Below are 18805 nucleotides of genomic sequence, written 5' to 3'. Positions count from 1 at the left end.
CTGCGCCGGGTCGTAGGCCTGCTGACCGCCGGTGGCGTAGCCCTGCTGCGCGGGGTCGGCGTAGGCCTGCTGGGCCGCCGGGTCCGCGTAGGCCTGCTGCTGGTAGGCGTCGCCCTGCTGGCCGTACTGGGCCGGGTCGTAGGCCTGCTGACCGCCGGTGCCGTACGCCTGAGCGGGGTCGGAGTACGTCTGCTGGGCGTCCTGCTGGTAGGCCTCGCCGTAGGCCTGCTGCTGCGCGTCGCCCTGCTGGCCGTACTGCGCCGGGTCGTAGGCCTGCTGACCGCCGGTGGCGTAGCCCTGCTGCGCGGGGTCGGCGTAGGCCTGCTGGGCCGCCGCCGGGTCGGCGTAGGTCTGCTGGGCGGGGTCGGCGTAGGTCTGGCCGAACGCCGGCTGGCCGCCGTAGGTCTGGGACGGGTCCGCGGCCGGGAAGGGCTGCTGCGGGGCGAATCCCTGCTGGGCGCGGGGCACCAGGTTCGGGTCGTTGAGGATCCGGAGCAGGAAGAGTCCGGCGAAGACCAGCACCGCGGCCTGGGCCGCGATCCCGAAGAGGCCGGCGAACGCGTAGCCGAGGCCCCCCGCGTCGGCGTTGGCGAAGTTCGCGACCAGGCCGATCAGTGCGAACACCGCGCCCACGCCGAGCAGGATCAGCCCGGTGAGGACCACCCCGAAGTTGGCCGGGGTCTTCTGCGGCGCGGTGATGACCAGCGCCACGGCCGCCACCACCAGACCGACGGTGACCGGGCTGTAGAAGTCGCCCGAGACGGAGAAGGAAGTGCTCATCCCCGCGAACATGCTGATGAGGCCTGCGACCATCTGCGCCACCACAGCGCCGAGCAGCGCCCAGGCGGCGGGTACCCGCAAGCGGTTGATTGCTTCGTTGTTCAAGAGAGGTTCCCCTCCGCTGCTTCGCTGTCGCGTCGGTGGAAGCTTTGCATATCGACAGTCTGTCAAGTCATTCGGCCGATTCCGCACTGGACAGGCGCGACCGGCCCGGCCGCGGGCCCGGTTCCCGGGCCGCCGGGCGGTTCCGGAGCGGGGCGGGAGCGCCGCCCGGCCGCCGGAGTGACCCTCCTGACACCGTGCGCAGCGGTCCCGTCCACCCCAGGGGCCCGACCGCGCACACGCCGTCTCAGCCTGCCAGACTTGGGCGCATGCGGATAGTCGTGCCTGCGGGCGGTATCGGAGGCGCGCGGTTCCTGCGCGGCCTCAAGGCGACGCTCGGGATCGTATCGGGCCAGGACAGCGATTCCACCATCACCGTCATCGGGAACACCGGCGACGACATCACCCTTTTCGGACTGCGCGTCTGTCCGGATCTGGACACGGTGATGTACACCCTCGGCGGCGGGATCAGCGAGGAGCAAGGCTGGGGGCGCGCCGACGAGTCGTTCACCGTGAAGGAGGAGCTGCTCGCCTACGGCATGCAGCCGGACTGGTTCGGGCTGGGCGACCGGGACGTCGCCACGCACATCGTCCGCTCCCAGATGCTCGCCGCGGGCTACCCGCTCTCCGCGGTCACCGAGGCGCTGTGCGACCGGTGGCGGCCCGGCGTCCGGCTCATCCCGATGACCGACGACCAGGTCGAGACGCACGTGGTCGTGGAGGAGGGCGGCGAGCGCCGCGCGCTGCACTTCCAGGAGTGGTGGATCCGGCACCGCGCGGAGCTCCCGGCGCTCTCCATCGTCGGCGTCGGCGCCGACGGGGCCCGGCCCGCGCCCGGTGTGCTGGAGGCGATCGGCGAGGCCGACGTGGTGCTGCTGCCGCCGTCCAACCCGGTGGTCAGCATCGGGTCGATCCTGGGCATCGCGGGCATCCGCGAGGCGCTGGAGCAGGCCGTGGTGGTCGGCGTCTCGCCGATCATCGGCGGTGCGCCGGTGCGCGGCATGGCCGACGCCTGCCTGACCGCGATCGGGGTGGAGACCTCGGCGCGCGCCGTGGCCGAGCACTACGGGCCGGAGCTGCTGGACGGCTGGCTGGTCGACGAGGCCGACGCCGGGACCGAAGTGGACGGTGTCGAGGTGGTCTCCCGCCCGCTGTACATGAGCGGCCCGGAGGCCACCGCCGACCTCGCCCGGGCCGCCCTCGATCTGGCCCTGGAGCTGAAGGGGAGGCGCGGGTGAGCGCCCCCGCGGAGGTCACCGTGCGCGCCGTGCCCGGCCTGCCCGAGGTGCGCCCCGGCGACGACCTGGCCGCGCTGATCGCGGGGGCCGCCGGGCTCCGCGACGGCGATGTGCTGGTGGTCACATCGAAGATCGTCAGCAAGGCCGAGGGCCGGGTCCGGTGGATGGACCGGGAGGCCGCGATCGACGCCGAGACCGAGCGGGTCGTCGCGCGCCGCGGCGGCACCCGCATCGTGCAGACCCGGACCGGCCTGGTGATGGCGGCCGCCGGAGTGGACGCCTCCAACGTGGAGCCGGGCAGCGTGCTGCTGCTCCCCGAGGACCCGGACGCCTCCGCCCGGCGGATCCGCGCCGGGCTGCGCGAGCGGCTCGGGGTGCGGGTCGCCGTGCTGGTCAGCGACACGTTCGGCCGCCCGTGGCGGAACGGCCAGACCGACGTGGCGATCGGCGCGGCCGGCCTGGAGCCGGTACAGGACCTGCGCGGCGGCACCGACACGCACGGCAACGTGCTGGAGGTGACGCTGAACGCCGTCGCCGACGAGATCGCCGCCGCGGGCGAGCTGGTCAAGGGCAAGACCGGCGGCGTCCCGGTGGCCCTGGTCCGCGGGCTGTCCGCGCTGGTCACCGAGGAGGACGGGCCCGGGGCGGCGGCGCTGGTCCGACCCGCAGACGAGGACCTGTTCCGGTACGGCTCGCGGGACGTGGTCCCGGCCCGGCGCACCGTGCGCGACTTCACCTCCGAGCCGGTCGACCCGGAGGCGGTGCGCCGCGCGGTCGGCGCGGCGGTGACCGCGCCCGCGCCGCACCACACCACCCCGTGGCGGTTCGTGCTGGTGGAGGACGCCGGGACGCGCACCCGGCTGCTGGACGCGATGCTCCGCGCCTGGCAGGCGGACCTGCGCGCGGACGGGTTCGGGGAGGAGGCGGTCGCCCGCCGCACCCGGCGCGGCGATGTGCTCCGCCGCGCCCCCTACCTGGTGGTACCGTGCCTGGTCGCGGAGGGTGCGCACGATTACCCGGACGAGCGGCGCGCTTCGGCCGAGCGGTCCATGTTCCTGGTGGCGATGGGCGCCGGGGTGCAGAACCTGCTGGTGGCGCTGGCCATGGAGGGCCTGGGCTCGGCCTGGGTGTCGTCCACCATGTTCTGCCCGGACACCGTGCGCGAGGTGCTGGACCTGCCCCGGGAGTGGCAGCCGATGGGCTCGGTCGCGGTCGGCCATCCGGCGGCGCCCCCGCCGGACCGCCCGCCGCGCGATCCGGCCGCGTTCATCGCGGTCCGCTGACCCGCCGCGGCGCCGCCGCGCGGTACCGCCCTCGACCGGAGGCCTCCCGTGTCCGATGAACACCTCGTCCTGGCCGGACTGCTCGTCCTGCTGATGGTCTTCGCCGGGCGGGTGCTGGCCGACCGGATCCGGGTGCCGGACGCGATCGTCCTGGTCGCGCTGGGCGCGGCGATCAGCTTCCTGCCGGGGCTGGACTCGGTCCACATCTCCCCCGAGATCATCCTGCTGGTGTTCCTGCCGCCGCTGATCTACAACGCGGCGTTCTTCTCCTCGCCGCGGGACATGCGGGCCGAGGCGCGGCCGATCATCGCCCTGGCGGTGGTGACCACGCTGATCACCGCGTTCGCCATCGCCGGGGTGATCTGGCTGGTGCTGCCGGACACCGGGTGGCCGGCCGCGATCGCGCTGGGCGCGGCGGTGGCGCCGACCGACGCGGTGGCCTCCTCGGCGGTGCTCAAGCGGATCGGCGCCCCCAAGCGGGTGCTCACCCTGCTGGAGGGCGAGAGCCTGATCAACGACGGCGTGGCGCTGACCCTGTTCTCGCTGGCGGTGACCGCGATGAGCACCCCGCTCAGCGTCTCCGACGGTGTGGTCGAGCTGGTCAAGGTGGTGGTCGGCGGACTGGCGTTCGGCGCGCTGGTCGCGGCGGTCATCGGCTGGCTGTGCCGGCGGTTCCAGGACGGCAACGCCCAGCTGGTGCTCTCGCTGATGACGCCGTTCACGGCCTACGTGCCGGCCGAGATCATGGGCTTCTCCGGGGTGCTCTCCGCGGTGGTGGCCGGGTTCTACCTGGGCACCCGGGGCGAGGGCATGCTGCCGCCGAAGGTCCGGGTGACCGGGCAGACGGTCTGGCGCGGCCTGGTGATGCTGCTGGAGTCGACCCTGTTCGTCCTGCTCGGCCTGCAGCTGCACGAGGTCTTCGCAGACGTGGCCGGGCTGCCGGTGCCGGTCCTGGTGTTCGGCGCCGCGGCGGTGCTGGGCACCGCGGTCGCGGTCCGGCTGCTCTGGGAGGTGCTGGCCCCCCGGGTGGGCCGGCTGCTGCCCCGGAGGATACAGCCGCCGGCGACCTCGGTCCGGATGCAGATCGTCATCGGGTGGAGCGGGATGCGCGGCGCGATCTCGCTGGCCATCGCGCTCTCCCTGCCCACCACGCTGAACGGCGAGCCGTTCACCGACCGGAACGTGCTGCTGTACTTCGCCGCGGTGGTGGTGCTGGGCACGCTGGTCGGCCAGGGCATGACGCTGCCGCTGGTGCTGCGCGGCCTCGGCATGGAGGGCGGCGAGGACACCCGGCGCGAGTACGCCGTGGCCGAGGAGGCGATGGGGCGCGCCGCGCTGAGCCGGCTGGACGAGCTGGTCGCCGAGGGGCTGGTGGACGAGCGGACCGCCAAGCCGCACCGGGACGTGCTCAAGTTCAAGGTGCGCGAGGCCCGGGCGGTGCTGGAGGCCGCCACCGAGGAGGGGCGGGCCGGGGTCGGCAAGCGGGTGCGCGGCGGCGTGTTCGTCCGGCACGAGACCGGCCGGGCGCAGCGCGAGGCGCTCAACCGGCTCTACCGGGAGGGCGCGATCGCGCACGAGACGTTCCAGGCGGTGCGCCGGCGATTGGACCTGACCGAGCCGCCGAACCGGCCGGAGAAATGACCGCCGGGATTCCTTTATGTCATGGAATTCGACTTGCCGTCCGAAAAAAATGGAAACTTAGTTTCCTGTTCTCATTGACGCAGGCCGCCACCGGATTCTAGGTTGTCGGCAATTCGCCCGGTTGCGCAGCCGACACCGCTTGTCACGACCCGTACCCGCTCGACGGAGCAACGGACAAGGAGTCCCCCATGCGCGTCCCCCTCCGACGGATACTGCGCCGGACCGCCCTCGCCTGCACCGCCCTGGCCCTCGCCCTGGGCACCGGGGCCTCCCTGGGCACCGCCCAGGCCGAGGAGGCCGGGGCCGGGGCCGGCGCCGCCGCCCCCGGCCAGTGGCTCACCGGCTACTGGCAGAACTTCGACAACGGCGCCCCGGTGATGCCGCTGTCCGAGGTGCCGGCGGAGTACAACATGATCGCCGTCGCCTTCGCCGACAACCTCCCGGGCACCCCCGGCGGGATCACCTTCAACCTGGCCTCCGCCGAGCTCGGCGGCTACACCGAGGCCCAGTTCAAGGCCGACATCGCCGACCTCCAGGCCCAGGGGCGCAAGGTCGTCCTCTCGGTCGGCGGCGAACTCGGCCACGTCGACGTCTCCAACCCCGAGCAGGCCGCCGGGTTCGCCTCCACCGCGCACTCCCTGATGCAGGAGTACGGCTTCGACGGCGTCGACATCGACCTCGAACACGGCATGAACCCCCAGTACATGGAGGAGGCCCTGCGCGACCTGCACGGGCGCGCCGGCGGCGACCTGGTCATCACCATGGCGCCGCAGACGATCGACTTCCAGTCGACCAGCGGCTCCTACTACCGGCTGGCCAAGGCCATCCCGGACATCCTCACCATCGTCAACATGCAGTACTACAACTCCGGCACCATGATGGGCTGCGACCAGCAGGTCTACGCCCAGGGCACGGTCGACTTCGTCACCGCCCAGGCCTGCATCCAGCTGGAGATGGGACTGGCCCCCGGCCAGGTCGGCCTGGGCCTGCCCGCCACCCCGCAGGCCGCCGGCGGCGGCCACCAGCCCCCGGGGAACGTGGTCTCCGCGCTGGACTGCCTGGAGCAGGGCACCGGCTGCGGCTCGTTCACCCCGCAGCAGCCCTACGGGCCGATCGGCGGCGCGATGACCTGGTCCATCAACTGGGACGCGAGCAACGGCTACGCGTTCGCCAAGACCGTCGGCGGCCGGCTGGGCACCGGCTGACCGGCCCCGCCGCGGCTCCCCGGCTCCTCCTCCGGGTCCCCCTCCGGCCGGGGCGCCGCACCTCCCCCGCGGCCCCGCCGCCCCCTCACACCAGGGGGAGGCGGGGCCGCCGCACGCTCGCGGCCACCCCGCCGCTCGCCTCCGCGGCGCGGCGGCGCTCCTCCGGCACCTCGCCGTAGAGGGTGGTGCGCTGGCGCAGCGGGCGGCCGACCGGCTCCACCAGCGCGCGGATGTCGGCGATCGTCTTGTAGGAGCCGTTGCCCGAGCCCGCCATCCTGCTGATGGTCTCCTCCATCAGGGTGCCGCCGACGTCGTTGGCCCCGCCGCGGAGCAGCGTCCGGCAGGTCTCCTCGGCCAGCTTCACCCAGGAGCACTGGATGTTGCCGACCGCGCCGTGCAGCAGCAGCCGGGCCAGCGCGTGCACCGCCCGGTTCTCCCGCTCGGTCGGCCCGGTGCGGGCCAGTCCGGCCAGGTAGATCGGAGCGCCGGTGTGCACGAACGGCAGCAGCACGAACTCGGTGAACCCGGGGCGGCCGTTCCGCTCCAGGGAGCGCTCCTGCAGCGAGCGGATCAGCCGGATGTGCGCCACCCAGTGCTCCGGGGCGTCCACATGGCCGTACATCATCGTTGAGGTGGTGGGGATGCCCAGGTCGTGCGCGGCGGTGATCACCTCGATCCACTGCGCGGCGGGCAGCTTGCCCTTGGTCAGCACCCAGCGGACCTCGTCGTCCAGGATCTCGGCGGCGGTGCCCGGGATCGAGTCCAGGCCGGCCTCGCGCGCCCGCACCAGCCACTCGCGCACCGGCAGGTCGGTGCGGGCCGCGCCGTTGGCCACCTCCATCGGGCTGAACGCGTGCACGTGCATGCCGGGCACCCGCTCCTTGACCGCGCGGGCGAGGTCGAAGTAGGCGGTGCCGGGCAGGTCCGGGTGGATGCCGCCCTGCATGCACACCTCGCCGGCGCCGGCCTCCCACGCCTCCTCCGCCCGGTCCGCCACCTGCTCCAGGGAGAGCGTGTAGGCGTCGGCGTCCGTGCGGCGCTGGGCGAACGCGCAGAACCGGCAGCCGGTGTAGCAGACGTTGGTGAAGTTGATGTTCCGGGTGACCACGAAGGTGACGTCGTCGCCGACCGCGTCCCGGCGCACCCCGTCGGCGATCCGGGCCAGCTCCTCCAGGTCCTCCCCGTCCGCGCCGAGCAGCGCCAGCGCCTGGGCGTCGGTCAGCCCGGCCGGGTCGCGCTCGGCGGCGCGCAGCGCGGCGCGCACCCCGGGGTCGCCCGCGGGCAGCGGCGGCGCCGCGCCCCGGGGCGCCCGCTCGGCCAGCGCGCCCCAGTCGCCGTAGACCGCGTCGAAGTCGCCGCGGCGCTCCTGCGCCCGGCCCTCGGTGTCGACCGCGGTGTGCAGGTCGGTGCGGCCGGCCGCGGCGAGCCCGCCCTCCGGCTCCTGCCAGGGCAGGCCGCGCGCCTCGGCGCCGGGCCGGGCCAGCCCGGTCTCCGGGTCGGCGAGCGCGGCGACGTGCCGGGCCAGCCGCGGGTCCAGCCAGGGCTCCCCGGCGCGCACGTACTCCGGGTAGGCGGTGAGCCGCTCGCGCAGCTCGAACCCGGCCGCGGCGGTGTGCCGGGCCAGCTCGTCCAGCTGCGGCCAGGGCCGCTCCGGGCTGACGTGGTCCGGGGTGACCGGGGAGACGCCGCCCCAGTCGTCGATCCCGGCCCGCAGCATCAGGCCGTACTCCTCGCCGATCAGGTTGGGCGGGGCCTGCACCCGCGCCCCCGGCCCCATCACCAGCCGGGTGACGGCGACCGCGGCGGCCAGCTCCTCGGGCCCGGTGTCGGGGCGGTGCATCATCGCGGTCCCGGGCTTGGCCCGGAAGTTCTGCACGATGACCTCCTGGACCGAGCCGTGCCGGCGGTGCGCGGCGCGCAGCGCGAAGACCGAGTCGGCCCGCTCGGCCATGGTCTCGCCGATCCCGACCAGGATGCCGGTGGTGAACGGGACCGAGCAGCGGCCGGCGTCCTCCAGCACCCGCAGCCGCACCTCCGGGTCCTTGTCCGGGCTGCCGTAGTGCGCCCCGCCGGGCTCGGTGAACAGCCGCCGGGAGGTGGTCTCCAGCATCATCCCCATGGACGGCGCGACCGGCTTGAGCCGCTGGAAGCCGGACCAGTCCAGCACCCCGGGGTTGAGGTGCGGGAGCAGGCCGGTCTCCTCCAGCACCAGGACCGCCATGGCGCGCAGGTAGGACAGGGTGTCGTCGTAGCCGCGCCGGTCCAGCCAGTCGCGGGCCGCCTCCCACCGGTCCTCCGGCCGGTCGCCGAGGGTGAACAGCGCCTCCTTGCAGCCGGCCCGGGCGCCCCGGCGGGCGGTCTCCAGCACCTCGTCCGGGGAGAGGAACGGGGACTCCACCCGCCCCGGGACGGTGGCGAAGGTGCAGTAGCGGCAGCGGTCCCGGCAGAGCCGGCTCAGCGGGATGAACACGTTGCGGCTGTAGGTGACGGTGCCGGGCCGGCCGGCCGCCTCCAGCCCGGCGTCGCGCACCCGCCCGGCCGGTTCCAGCAGGGCCTCCAGGTCGGCGCCGCGGGCGTGCAGCAGCACCTCCGCCTCGGCCGGGTCGAGGGCCTTGCCCGCGCGGGCGCGGGCCAGCGCCCGGCGCATCGCCGAGGGGGTGGGGGCGGGAGCGGTCATCGGGGGCACCTCCGCTGGCTCAGCACGGTCGAGCGGAGGGAAATGCTACCGCTCCGCTCCGTGACCGCCCGGCCCCGGGGCCCTCCCGGGAAGGGCTCAGCGGAGCAGCGGGAAGTGCCTGCGGAACCGGCTGCCCCAGCCCCGGTCGGCGCGGCGGGCGGCGAGGAACCCCTCCCACCGGCGGACGATGCCGTCCATCCCGTAGTCGGCGGCGGAACGGAGCGCCTCGGCGGCCATCCGCTCGCGCAGCGGGCGGTCCTCCACCAGGCGCAGCAGCGCCGCACCGAGGGCGTCCACGTCCTGGTCGGGCACGAGCAGCCCGTTGCCGCCGTCGTCGATGATCTCCCGGGGGCCGTGCGGGCAGTCGAAGCTGACCGCGGGGACCCCCACCGAGAAGCCCTCGATGATGGTCATGCCGAACCCCTCCACCCGGGAGCTGACCGCCAGCAGCGACGCCTTGGCGAGCTCACCGGTGATGTCCTTGGTCCGGCCCATCAGGTGCACCTGGTTGCTCAGCCCGTGCTCCACGATGGCGGCGCGCAACCGCTCCTCCTCCTTGCCGCTGCCGTAGATGCGCAGCCGCCACTCCGGGTGCTTCTCGGCCACCGCGGAGAAGGCCTCCAGCAGCTTGGGGTACTGCTTGATCGGGGAGAGCCGCCCGGCGGCGGCGATGATCGGGTTGTCCTGGGTGGAGCGGGGGACCTCGCGCTGCGGCAGCGGGTTGGGCAGCACCGCCTGCCAGTCGCCGGAGTCGCCGAGCAGCTCCCGGTAGGCGCGCCGGTCGGCGTCGGTGAGCACGGTGGTGCCGTCCAGCCGCGGGTAGAGCCGGCCGATCGCGTCGCGCACCTCGGGCTTGTGCTCGCCCAGGTTGACGTGCTCCTGGCCGATGGCGGTCAGCCGCCGCGGCGCCCAGGCGGCGAGCAGCAGGTTGATCCCGGGGCGGGTGCCCACCACCACGTCGGCGTCGGTGCTCTCCAGGTAGCGGCGGAGGGCGATGACGGCCGGCGCGGTGAAGCTCTTGTTCCGGCGGCGCTCGGCCTCGGGGACGATCCGCTCGGCCCGGCGCGCCCAGCGCCGCTCCCGGGCGTCCGGCTCCGGGGCGCGGCCCTCGGCGGCGGCCTGCTCGGCGCGCGCGCCGGCGTCGGCCAGCGGGCGCAGCCCCACCCCCGGGGGGACCTCGAAGAACGGCTCCTCCTTGTGCCGGGCCAGGCTGACCACCTCGACCTCGTTCCGGGCGGCGAGCCCCTCCGCGAGGTTGTACACGGTGCGGACGGTCCCGCCCATGCCGTAGGCGTTGGCGATGACGAAGGCGATCTTCACCGGTCGCCCCCGGCCTCGACGGCGAGCAGGGAGAGGTCGTCGTGCACGGTGTAGTAGGGCCGCACCAGCACCCGGCCGGGGCCGCCGTCCAGCCCGGTCTCGGGGAAGACCGTCTTGCGCTTCTTGCCGACCACGTCGTCGGCGCGCGAGCCGAGGCGCAGCTCCGCACCGGTGCCGGGCACGCGCAGCCACAGGTCCCACTCGTTGTGCGGGCGCTCCGGGCGGTGCGCCGCGGCCAGCGGGGCGAGCGGGACCGCGCAGCGGAAGCCGCGGCCGTCCAGCTCCGCCGGGGCGGACAGCTCGCCGTCCAGGCCGCGCTGCCTGGCGATGAGCAGCGCGGAGGCGTCCTGCGGGTCCGGCGTGTAGGCCAGCACCCCGGAGAGCAGCACCCGGTCGCCGTCCAGCCGGACCCGGGCGACCTCGGCGTAGGGCGACGCCGAGGAGGAGCGGAGCAGCAGCCGGCCCCGCTCGTCGCGGAGCAGGCGCAGCACCCGCCGGCGCGGGCGCTCCAGGTAGGCGAACCGGTCCGCCAGGTGCAGACCGGGGTCGGTGGTGGCGACCGCGCCGGAGCGGCCCTCCCGGTCGGTCCAGAGCACCTCCCAGGCGCCGTCGGCGATGGGCAGGCCGGACAGCCCCGCGGTGATCCTCCGCCCCGAGCGGCGCACCTCGGTGATCGGGATCCGCGCGTCCGGCGGCTGATCCGCGCCGCCGTCCCCGCGGCGGCGCAGCGCCAGGCCGAAGTCGCCGCCGGGCTCCCCCGCGTCGGCGATGCGCAGCTCCAGCACGTCCGCGGCGTCGATCCGATTCATTTCCGCCTGCACTCCGGAAACCCCCGTCCATTCCCTGGCGGACGCCGGCCCGGTGCCCTGCACTCCGGGCCCGGGAGGGTCCGCTCCGCTGCGCCGGCCTCCCCCCGAAGGCGGCGTCCCTCCTTCTCCGGCGACCGGCGGAGCGGGGTGAGGAATCGCCCGGTCCGCGGAGAATCAGGACGCACGCTACCGATCCACGGTTAAAGAGGGCGTAACACACCGGGCTTCCCGTCGGGGACACGCGTCACATTCACGCCGCGGGGCGGGCGCCGGAGGGTAGGGTGCTCAGCCGTCCTTGCGGGCGTGCACCAGCACGATGCTCCCCCGGTCGTCGGGGGCGCCCCGGTCGCTCAGCGCCACCAGCGGGATCAGCGGCGCCGCGGCGTTGAAGCCGAACCGCCCGCCGTGCGCGGACAGCGACAGGTAGGTGCGCTCGGCCAGCCGGGAGCGGAACTGGTAGGTGTGCTCGCGCACGGTGAGGCCGCGCTCGGCGAGCAGCGCGCCCAGGGACTCGTGGGTGTAGGTGCTGCGCACGTGGTACCGGCGCCGGTGCGCCTCGAACAGGTGCGGCCACTCGCCGCGCCGGGACAGGCAGTCCGCCGACATCACCAGCCGGCCGCCGGGCCTGAGCACCCGGGCCATCTCGTCCAGGGCCGCGGGGCCGTCGGCGAAGTGCTCGATGGCGCAGACCGACATGACCGCGTCGACCGAGGCGTCCCGGAGCGGCAGCCGCAGGGCGTCGCCCTCCAGCAGGCCGGGGGCGCTGCGCAGCCGGGCGCCGCGCACCATCTTGGTCCGGGCCAGGTCCAGCGAGACGGCACGGGCGCCGCGCTTGCGCGCCTCCCCCGCCCAGTACCCGTCCCCGCCGGCCACGTCCAGCACGACCTGGCCGGACAGGTCCGGGCCGAGCCAGCGCAGCAGGGTGGACGCCTCCCGCTGGCGGCAGACGTGGATGCGGTGTCCGGCGAAGGCTACGGCGTCGGTGATCCCCACCCGCACGAACTTACACACCCCGGGCGAGTGCCCCGGCGTCAGCGCCCTGTCAGCGGTCCGAGGGCGCCCGGGCCTACCCTCCTGCCATGACGAACACGACGCCGTCCGCGGAGCCCGCGGCCGAGGTGCGCGTCCCCGGTGCGCCGGGGCTCGCGGTGCGGGTGCGCCCCGGTGCGGGGACCCCGCTGGTCCTGCTGCACGGGCTGGGCCGCACCCTGGAGGACTGGGAGCCGCTGGCGCCGCTGCTGGGCGGGCGCCCGCAGTACGCGGTGGACCTGCGCGGCCACGGCCGCTCCGAGGACGGCTCGTGCACGCTGGACGGGCTGGTGGACGACGTCATCCGGGTGCTGGGCCACTTCGGCCTGGAGCGGGCCGCGGTCATCGGCCACTCGCTGGGCGGCATGGTGGCCGCCGAGGTCGCGGCGCGCCGCTCCGACCTGGCCGCCGCGGTCGACATCGACGGGCACGGCTGGCCCGCCGCGGAGCCGACCGCCGCCCGGCTGGGCATCGGCGCGGAGGAGGCCGAGGTGCAGATCGGCCTGGTCCGGGCGTTCACCGAGGAGCAGGCGGCGGCGTTCATGGCCCCGGTCCCCGCGGACGCCTTCGCCGCGTCGCTGGACGGCTACCTCGAACTCGGCCCGCACGGCGGGGCGATGGCCGCCGGGGCCCGCCGCGCGGCGGTGGAGCTCGACGGCCTGGCCGCCCCGCGCCCGGGGCCCCGCGCGGTGCGCGCCTTCTACGGCGCCTTCGACGAGTTCAGCCCGGCCCGCACCGCCCGCCGCCTGCTGGTCCCGCTGCTCACCCTGGTCTCCACCGCCCCGGTCCCCGCGCTCCCGGGCTCCCCGGTGCGGTTCGCCGAGGTCCTCGCCGCCCAGGCCGCCACCGAACTGGAGCGCACCGCCCCGCTGCTCACCGCGCACGCCTTCGACGCCCCGCACGCCATGCACCTCACCCACCCCGAGGCCGTCGCGGCCCGGATCGAGGGGTTCCTCACCGCCCTCGGCCGCTGAGCCCCCTCGCGCCGCACCCCCGGCGCCGCGGAAACCCGGCGGCGGGTGGGCCGTGCAGCGCGGGCAGGGGCCGGGGCGCCGCTAACCTGGCTTGCGTGCTCGCCCGCCTGGGCCGGCTGCGCTCCGACCGCAGGGTGCGCCTGGCCGTACTGACCGCCGTCCTCGGCTGCGTCGCGCTGGCGCTGTACGCCCGCTGGGAAGAGGCGAGCGGGGCGCTGGCCGCGCTGCCGCCGTGGGCCGCGCCGGCGTCGCTCGCGGCGGGCGCGGCGGGCCTGTGGTGCCAGATGATGGCCTGGCGCGCGCTCCTCTCCGGGCTGGGTGCGCGGCTGCCGGTGGCCGCCGCGGCCCGGGTGGTGTTCGTCGGGCAGCTCGGCAAGTACCTGCCCGGTTCGGTGTGGGCGTTCGCCGCCCAGGTGGAGCTGGCCCGGGACCGCGAGGTCGCCCGGCACCGGGGCGCCGCGGCGACGGTGCTCGCGGTCGCGGTGACGCTCACCGTGAACCTCGCGGTCGCCGCCGGGACCCTGCCGTTCACCTCCGAGGGGGCCGCCCGGCGCTGGTGGTGGGCGCTGGCGCTGGCCCCGGTGCTGCTCGCCGCGCTGCACCCGGCGGTGGTCACCCGCGCGCTGCGGCTCCTGCTCCGGCTGCTGCGCCGCCCGGCGGCCGACGTCGAGGCGGTCGCGATCGGGGGCCGGCCGATGGCCGCCGCCCTGGCCTGGACGCTGGCCGCCTGGGTCCCGCTCGCCCTGCACATCGGGGTGCTGGTCTCCGGCGCGGACGGCGCCGGCCCGCGGGTCTGGCCGCTGGCGGCCGGGGCGTACGCCCTGGCCTGGACGCTGGGCGTGCTCTTCGTGTTCGCCCCGGCCGGGATCGGGGTGCGCGAGCTGGTGCTGACCGCGGCGCTCTCCCCGGTGCTCTCCCCCGGCGCCGCGCTGCTGGTCGCCGCGCTGTCCCGGCTGGTCATGACCGCCGCCGACGTGCTCTGCGCGGGCCTGGCCGCACTCGCCGACCGCACCGCGGCCCCCGGCCGGCCCGGCCCCGGCGGGGGAGACTGACCGGGGACGCCCCTCTGCGGCGCGGCCCGGGTCAGGCGCCCGCGGCGCGCTCCATCGCCAGCAGGTCGGCCTTGGTCCGGTCGCCGAAGATGTACTGGCCCAGGGTGCCGTCGGAGCGGGTCACCCGGTGGCACGGGACGACCAGCGGGACCGGGTTGGTGGCCAGCGCGGTGCCGACCGCGCGGACCGCGCGCGGGCGGCCGACGAGCCGGGCGACCCAGGCGTAGGGGCGCACCTCCCCGCGGGGGATGGTGCGGGCGGCCCGCAGCACGTCGGCCTGGAAGCCGGTGCTGCCGCTCAGGTCCACCTCCAGGCCGGCCGAGTCCCCGGTGCGCAGCGCGGTGAGCAGCCCGTCCGGGAGGTGCTCCGCGGCCAGCAGCGGGCGGCCGAACCGCTCCCGGAACGCGTCGGCCACCCCCGGCCCGTCCCGGCGCACGTAGGCGACGCCCCGGTCGGTGAAGGCCACGAAGACCTCCCCCGCGGCGCTGTCCGCACGCGTCCAGCGGGCGGCGATCCGGTCGAGCAGGCGGTCCGGGGGCTCCGCGGCCAGCCCGGCCAGTCCCTCGATCAGCGGGTCCCGGTCCATCGTGCACCTCCCTGTGCTGGGTCCTCGGTGAGTTCGCGGAGCCGCTTCAGCCCGCGCGAGACGTGCGATTTGGCGGTGCCCTCCGGCACCCCTAGGGCCTCGGCCACCTCCGCGGTGGACAGCCCGCCGATGTGCCGGAGCACCACCGCCTCGCGCTGCCGCTCCGGCAGCAGCCGCAGCAGCGCGGCCAGCTCCCCGCCGGTCTCCCGGCGGGCCACCGCCTGCTCCACGCTCTCCCCCGGGTCGGCCGGCTCCGGCACGCCCTCGATCGGCTCCGGGGGCGGCCTGCGCGCGGCGTCCCGCCCCCGGTTCCGCCAGAGGTTCATCAGGATCGCCATCAGCCAGGCGCGCGAATGCAGCTCGGCGCGGCGCTGCGCACCGTACCCCGAGCCGGCCCGGTAGGCGCGGAGGAACGCCTCCGCGGTCAGGTCCTCGGCGTCGCCGCGGCCGCCGCACAGCCGCAGTGCCGTCGAGTAGACCAGGCCGCGGTGGCGGTCGTACAGCTCCGCGAACCACGCGTCGGTGTCCGTCTCCTCGATCACTCTCACACCCTTACCAACCCCGCGGAGCCGATCCGGTTGCACCCGGTCCCCTTCGCCGAGAACGGGGGCGATCGGGTGCAACCGGATCGGCGCGGCGGGGTTTCAACTCCCCGAAGGGCGCGACCGGCGCCCCGCGAGAGAACCGAGAGAACGGAGCCCCCCATGGACCTGGAGCTGAAGGACCGCACCGCCGTCGTCACCGGCGCCTCGAAGGGGATCGGGCTGGCCGTGGTCCGCACCCTGCTGGACGAGGGGGCGCGGGTCCTCGCGGTCTCCCGGAGCCGCGGGCCGGAGCTGGACGCGCTGGCCGCCGGCGCCGGGGACCGCCTGGTGCACGCCGCCGAGGACCTCACCGACCCGCTCGCCCCGTCCCGCGCGGTGGCCCGCGCCATCGAGGTCTTCGGCGGGCTGGACGTGCTGGTCAACAACGCCGGCGGCCCGCCGCCCGGCGTGGTGCTGCCCCGGTTCGGCTTCCTCCCCCTGGACGACGCCGACTGGACCGCGATGTTCGAGTTCAACCTGTTCGCCGCGGTGCGCGCGGCGCGGGCGGCGATCCCGCCGATGCTGGCGGCCGGCGGCGGCGCGATCGTCAACGTCTCCTCCGGCAACGCGCACCGGCCGATGCCGATGAACGTGGACTACAACGCGGCGAAGTCCGCGCTGAACAGCGTCTCCAAGGCGCTGGCCGAGGAGTTCGGCCCGCAGGGGATCCGGGTGAACACGGTCTCGCCCGGGCCGGTGCGCACCCCGTGGTGGACCGAGGAGGGCGGCGCCGCCGACGTCCTCGCCGAGCAGACCGGGACCGACCGGGACACGGTGCTGGACGAGGGCGCCCCGCAGATGATGGCGCTGACCACCGGCCGCCTCGCCGACCCGCAGGAGGTCGCCGACGTGGTGGCGCTGCTGGCCTCGCCCCGCTCGGCGAGCACCAACGGCGCCGACTTCGCGGTGGACTCCGGTTTCCTCAAGGAGATCTGACCTCTTCGAGGGGATCCGACCGGGCCCCGGGGAGGCCCGCCCGGAAGGGGCGCGCCTCCCCGGGCCGGCGCCCCGGCGGGCACGGCCCGGCCCGCGGCCCCGTCCGCCGCTCGCCGGGTCAGTCCTCCGCGGCGCCCACCCGGAGGCGGTTGCCGTCGGGGTCGCGCAGCTCCAGCTCGCGGCCCCACGGCACCTCCTCGACCCGGGCGCCGAACTCCCCGGCGACCCGGTCCACGTCGCGCACCCGCAGGTAGACGAGGGTGTCCGGGCGGGCGTCGCCGGTGTGCTCGGAGAGGAAGAGCCGGACCGGGCCGCGCGCCACCGAGACGAAGGCGGGCAGCCCCGGCTCGAACCGGTGCACCCACTCCTCGGCGAAACCCAGCCGGGCGTACCAGGCGGCGGCCGCCCGGGCGTCGGCCACCCGCAGGATCGGGATCGCCTGCTCCTCCATGTCCGCTCCCTCCGTCCGGCCCCGCGCCGGTGCGGGGCGCCCCGCCATCCTCCCCGGCGGCACCGACACCTGTCAGCGGGCGGTCAGGGTGCGCAGGTAGGCGTCCCACAGCGCGTCGGTGCGGGCGGCCGAGGCCGCGGCGGCCTCCGCCGCGCCGGCGCGCAGCCGCTCCGCCGTGCCCGGGGCTGCGAACGCGGCCAGGGCGCGGGCCAGGTCGTCCGGGTCGCCGGGGGCGCACAGCAGGCCGTCGGCGCCTTCCCGGACCGCGTCCGGCAGGGTCCCGGTGCGGGTGGCGATCACCGGCAGGCCGTGCCGCTGCGCCAGCAGGACGTTCTGCGTGGCGGTGGCGGACCGGTACGGCAGCACCGCGGCGTCGGCCCCGGCGAACAGCGCGCCCAGCTCGGCGGCGGGCACGTAGCCCTCCCGGAAGTCCGTCCGGTCGGCGATGCCGAGCTCCCGGGCCAGGGCGCGCAGCTCGGCCGAGCCGCTCCAGAACTCCCCGGCGACGGTGAGCCGGGCGCCCGGCGGGGCGCCCGCGGCGAACGCGCGGAGCAGCACGTCCACCCCCTTGTAGGGCCGGACGATGCCGAAGAAGAGGAAGTGCGGCGGGCCGGGCGCGCGGACCCGGTCCGGGACCGGCCCGGTCTCCGGCAGGTGCGGCGGGAGCTCGGCGGTGCGCACGTCCGCCCCGGGGGCCAGGCCGCGCGCCAGCTCGGCCTGCTCGGCGGAGTGCACCAGCACCGCGCCGGCCCGGCGGAGCAGCGCCCGCATCAGGGCGGTGTCGCCCGGCCGCCGCTCGTGCGGCAGCACGTTGTGCGCGATGACCGCGGTGCGCGCCGCGCGGCCGACCCCGGCCAGCAGCACCAGGTAGGCGGGGACCTGCACCGGGGAGAGCGCGGCGACCGCCACCAGATCGGCGGAGCGCCCGGCCCGGCGGCCCGCGCGCAGCCAGCCGTCCGGCCGGTACCAGGCCAGTTCGCGCCGGGTCGCCGGATAGGGCTCGCCCTCCGGGGCGTGCACCGTCTGCCGGCCCGGGTAGAGCGCGGCCGGGTACTGCGCCCGCCACGACTCCAGCACGGTGGGGTGGCCGGCCGCGGCGAGCCGGTGCGCCAGCTCGGTGGTATGCCGCGCCCCGCCGCCCTTGTAGGGGTGGGCCGGGCCGACCAGGACCACCCGCTCCGCTGCGCCCGGCACCGGTCAGGCCCCGTTCCGGGAGCGGACGATCAGGTCGGCCAGGAGCGCCACCGACCCCACGATCAGCCCCGAGGTCAGCAGCATCACCGTGTTGTTGGGGATGTAGAGCGGGTTGCGGACCTGGTCGAAGACGAACTTCACCGCGCCGATGCCGACCAGCCACAGCGCGGGCGGCATCAGCACCTTCAGCGGGTTGAAGTACATCACCATCCGCACCACCTGGAGGATGTAGCGGTAGGCGTCCCGCACGAAGTGGAACTTGGACCGCCCCTCCCGCTTGGCGTAGTCGATCGGCAGGTAGGCGACCCGGTGCTGGTTGGAGAGGAAGGCCAGGGTGATCGTGGTGACGCAGGAGAACCCGGGCGGGAGCAGCCGCAGGTAGGGCAGCGAGACCGAGCGGCGGAACGCGCGCAGGCCGGAGTTGAGGTCGGGGATCTCGCTGTTGGTGAGCCGCTCGGCGAGCTTGCGGACCGCCCACTTGGCCGGGACGCGGAGGAAGCGGTGCGTGCCGGCCTCCCGGTTCCGCGCGCCCACCACCTGGTCGGTGGAGGGGTCGGCGTCCAGCAGCGCGACCAGCTCGGGGATGCGCTCGTTGGGGTAGGTCATGTCGGCGTCGGTCCACACCACGATCTCGCCGCGGGCCCGCTGGGTGCCGATCCGGCGCACCGTCCCGGCCCCGCCGTTGTGCCCGAAGGCGAGGACGGCCATGTGCGGGAAGCGCGGTTCGGCCTCGCGCAGCCGGTCCAGCGTGCCGTCGGTGGAGGCGTCGTCGACGGCCAGCAGCTCGTAGGTGTACTCGGAGGCGTCCATCGCCGCGCAGATCCGCTCCACCTCGCGCACCACGTGCGCCTGCTCGTTGTAGCAGGGCAGCACGATGGTGACGCGGGGCGCGCCGTCCGGGCCGCCCGCCTCGCTCGTCTCGTTCCGGGTCACTCGTTCCCCTC

General features: G+C 75.7%; 15 protein-coding genes and 2 pseudogenes. 7 read left to right on the top strand and 10 right to left on the bottom strand.

Annotated elements, in window-relative coordinates; genetic code table 11:
- A pseudogene (locus D459_RS0121580) lies at positions 1-885 on the bottom strand (hypothetical protein); the annotation flags it as partial.
- Positions 886-1151: 266 nt separating this feature from the next.
- On the opposite strand from D459_RS0121580, the gene cofD reads away from it, so the two are divergent.
- The 4 genes and pseudogenes from cofD to D459_RS0121560 form a co-directional block, all read left to right on the top strand.
- Positions 1152-2120, top strand: coding sequence for a 2-phospho-L-lactate transferase (cofD, locus tag D459_RS0121575; RefSeq protein WP_026120630.1), 969 nt, complete (start codon positions 1152-1154; stop codon positions 2118-2120).
- Positions 2117-3403 carry a coenzyme F420-0:L-glutamate ligase gene (locus D459_RS0121570; RefSeq protein WP_017595085.1) on the top strand — a complete coding sequence of 429 codons (1287 nt, stop codon included), beginning with the start codon at positions 2117-2119 and terminating at the stop codon, positions 3401-3403. The genes cofD and D459_RS0121570 overlap by 4 nt, the downstream gene beginning before the upstream one ends.
- Before the next feature lie 48 nt (positions 3404-3451).
- Positions 3452-5044, top strand: coding sequence for a Na+/H+ antiporter (locus D459_RS0121565; RefSeq protein ID WP_017595084.1), 1593 nt, complete (start codon positions 3452-3454; stop codon positions 5042-5044).
- Positions 5045-5232: 188 nt separating this feature from the next.
- Positions 5233-6246 (top strand): annotated as a pseudogene (locus D459_RS0121560) (chitinase); the annotation flags it as partial.
- Between the two features lie 88 nt (positions 6247-6334).
- Here the strand turns inward: D459_RS0121560 and D459_RS0121555 are convergent.
- The 4 genes from D459_RS0121555 to D459_RS0121540 form a co-directional block, all read right to left on the bottom strand.
- A complete protein-coding gene (locus D459_RS0121555) occupies positions 6335-8926 on the bottom strand; it encodes a bifunctional FO biosynthesis protein CofGH (protein WP_017595082.1) in 2592 nt (863 codons plus the stop codon).
- Between the two features lie 96 nt (positions 8927-9022).
- On the bottom strand, positions 9023-10246 hold the full coding sequence (locus tag D459_RS0121550) for a glycosyltransferase family 4 protein (protein WP_017595081.1): 1224 nt from the start codon (positions 10244-10246) through the stop codon (positions 9023-9025).
- A complete protein-coding gene (locus D459_RS0121545) occupies positions 10243-11055 on the bottom strand; it encodes a hypothetical protein (RefSeq protein ID WP_017595080.1) in 813 nt (270 codons plus the stop codon). The genes D459_RS0121550 and D459_RS0121545 overlap by 4 nt, the downstream gene beginning before the upstream one ends.
- A gap of 285 nt (positions 11056-11340) precedes the next feature.
- A complete protein-coding gene (locus tag D459_RS0121540) occupies positions 11341-12054 on the bottom strand; it encodes a class I SAM-dependent methyltransferase (protein ID WP_020380283.1) in 714 nt (237 codons plus the stop codon).
- An 80-nt stretch (positions 12055-12134) separates the two neighbouring features.
- Between D459_RS0121540 and D459_RS0121535 the strand changes: the two genes are divergently transcribed.
- A complete protein-coding gene (locus D459_RS0121535; RefSeq protein ID WP_017595078.1) occupies positions 12135-13058 on the top strand; it encodes an alpha/beta fold hydrolase in 924 nt (307 codons plus the stop codon).
- A 95-nt stretch (positions 13059-13153) separates the two neighbouring features.
- Positions 13154-14110 carry a lysylphosphatidylglycerol synthase domain-containing protein gene (locus D459_RS0121530; protein ID WP_017595077.1) on the top strand — a complete coding sequence of 319 codons (957 nt, stop codon included), beginning with the start codon at positions 13154-13156 and terminating at the stop codon, positions 14108-14110.
- A gap of 31 nt (positions 14111-14141) precedes the next feature.
- Here the strand turns inward: D459_RS0121530 and D459_RS32365 are convergent, their stop codons facing one another.
- The gene (locus D459_RS32365; RefSeq protein WP_017595076.1) at positions 14142-14696 is read right to left on the bottom strand and encodes a methylated-DNA--[protein]-cysteine S-methyltransferase; all 555 of its coding nucleotides are present in this window, start codon (positions 14694-14696) and stop codon (positions 14142-14144) included.
- Positions 14678-15238 carry an RNA polymerase sigma factor gene (locus D459_RS32360; protein ID WP_017595075.1) on the bottom strand — a complete coding sequence of 187 codons (561 nt, stop codon included), beginning with the start codon at positions 15236-15238 and terminating at the stop codon, positions 14678-14680. The genes D459_RS32365 and D459_RS32360 overlap by 19 nt, the downstream gene beginning before the upstream one ends.
- A 162-nt stretch (positions 15239-15400) precedes the next feature.
- Between D459_RS32360 and D459_RS0121515 the strand changes: the two genes are divergently transcribed.
- A complete protein-coding gene (locus tag D459_RS0121515) occupies positions 15401-16216 on the top strand; it encodes an SDR family NAD(P)-dependent oxidoreductase (RefSeq protein ID WP_017595074.1) in 816 nt (271 codons plus the stop codon).
- A gap of 118 nt (positions 16217-16334) precedes the next feature.
- On the opposite strand, the gene D459_RS0121510 is transcribed toward D459_RS0121515, so the two are convergent.
- From D459_RS0121510 to D459_RS0121500, 3 genes are all read right to left on the bottom strand, one after another.
- Entirely contained in the window at positions 16335-16667 is a 333-nt protein-coding gene (locus D459_RS0121510; protein WP_017595073.1) for a glyoxalase superfamily protein, read from the bottom strand.
- 72 nt (positions 16668-16739) lie between these two features.
- Positions 16740-17861 carry a glycosyltransferase family 4 protein gene (locus D459_RS32355; protein WP_017595072.1) on the bottom strand — a complete coding sequence of 374 codons (1122 nt, stop codon included), beginning with the start codon at positions 17859-17861 and terminating at the stop codon, positions 16740-16742.
- Between the two features lie 3 nt (positions 17862-17864).
- Positions 17865-18794, bottom strand: a complete 930-nt coding sequence (locus D459_RS0121500; RefSeq protein WP_017595071.1) for a glycosyltransferase family 2 protein — start codon at positions 18792-18794, stop codon at positions 17865-17867.
- Between the last annotated feature and the right edge of the window lie 11 nt (positions 18795-18805).

Source organism: Nocardiopsis potens DSM 45234, from assembly GCF_000341105.1.
Classification (GTDB): domain Bacteria; phylum Actinomycetota; class Actinomycetes; order Streptosporangiales; family Streptosporangiaceae; genus Nocardiopsis_A; species Nocardiopsis_A potens.
The sequence above is the reverse complement of the archived record's forward strand: the minus strand, read 5'-3'. Positions and strand labels throughout refer to the sequence as shown.

Excerpts from the sequence above, each read along its gene's own strand:
- cofD (WP_026120630.1), top strand. The coding sequence starts at position 1,152 with ATGCGGATAGTCGTGCCTGCGGGCGGTATCGGAGGCGCGCGGTTCCTG.
- D459_RS0121555 (WP_017595082.1), bottom strand. The coding sequence starts at position 8,926 with ATGACCGCTCCCGCCCCCACCCCCTCGGCGATGCGCCGGGCGCTGGCC.
- D459_RS0121545 (WP_017595080.1), bottom strand. The coding sequence starts at position 11,055 with ATGAATCGGATCGACGCCGCGGACGTGCTGGAGCTGCGCATCGCCGAC.
- D459_RS0121535 (WP_017595078.1), top strand. The coding sequence starts at position 12,135 with ATGACGAACACGACGCCGTCCGCGGAGCCCGCGGCCGAGGTGCGCGTC.
- D459_RS32365 (WP_017595076.1), bottom strand. The coding sequence starts at position 14,696 with ATGGACCGGGACCCGCTGATCGAGGGACTGGCCGGGCTGGCCGCGGAG.
- D459_RS0121515 (WP_017595074.1), top strand. The coding sequence starts at position 15,401 with ATGGACCTGGAGCTGAAGGACCGCACCGCCGTCGTCACCGGCGCCTCG.
- D459_RS0121510 (WP_017595073.1), bottom strand. The coding sequence starts at position 16,667 with ATGGAGGAGCAGGCGATCCCGATCCTGCGGGTGGCCGACGCCCGGGCG.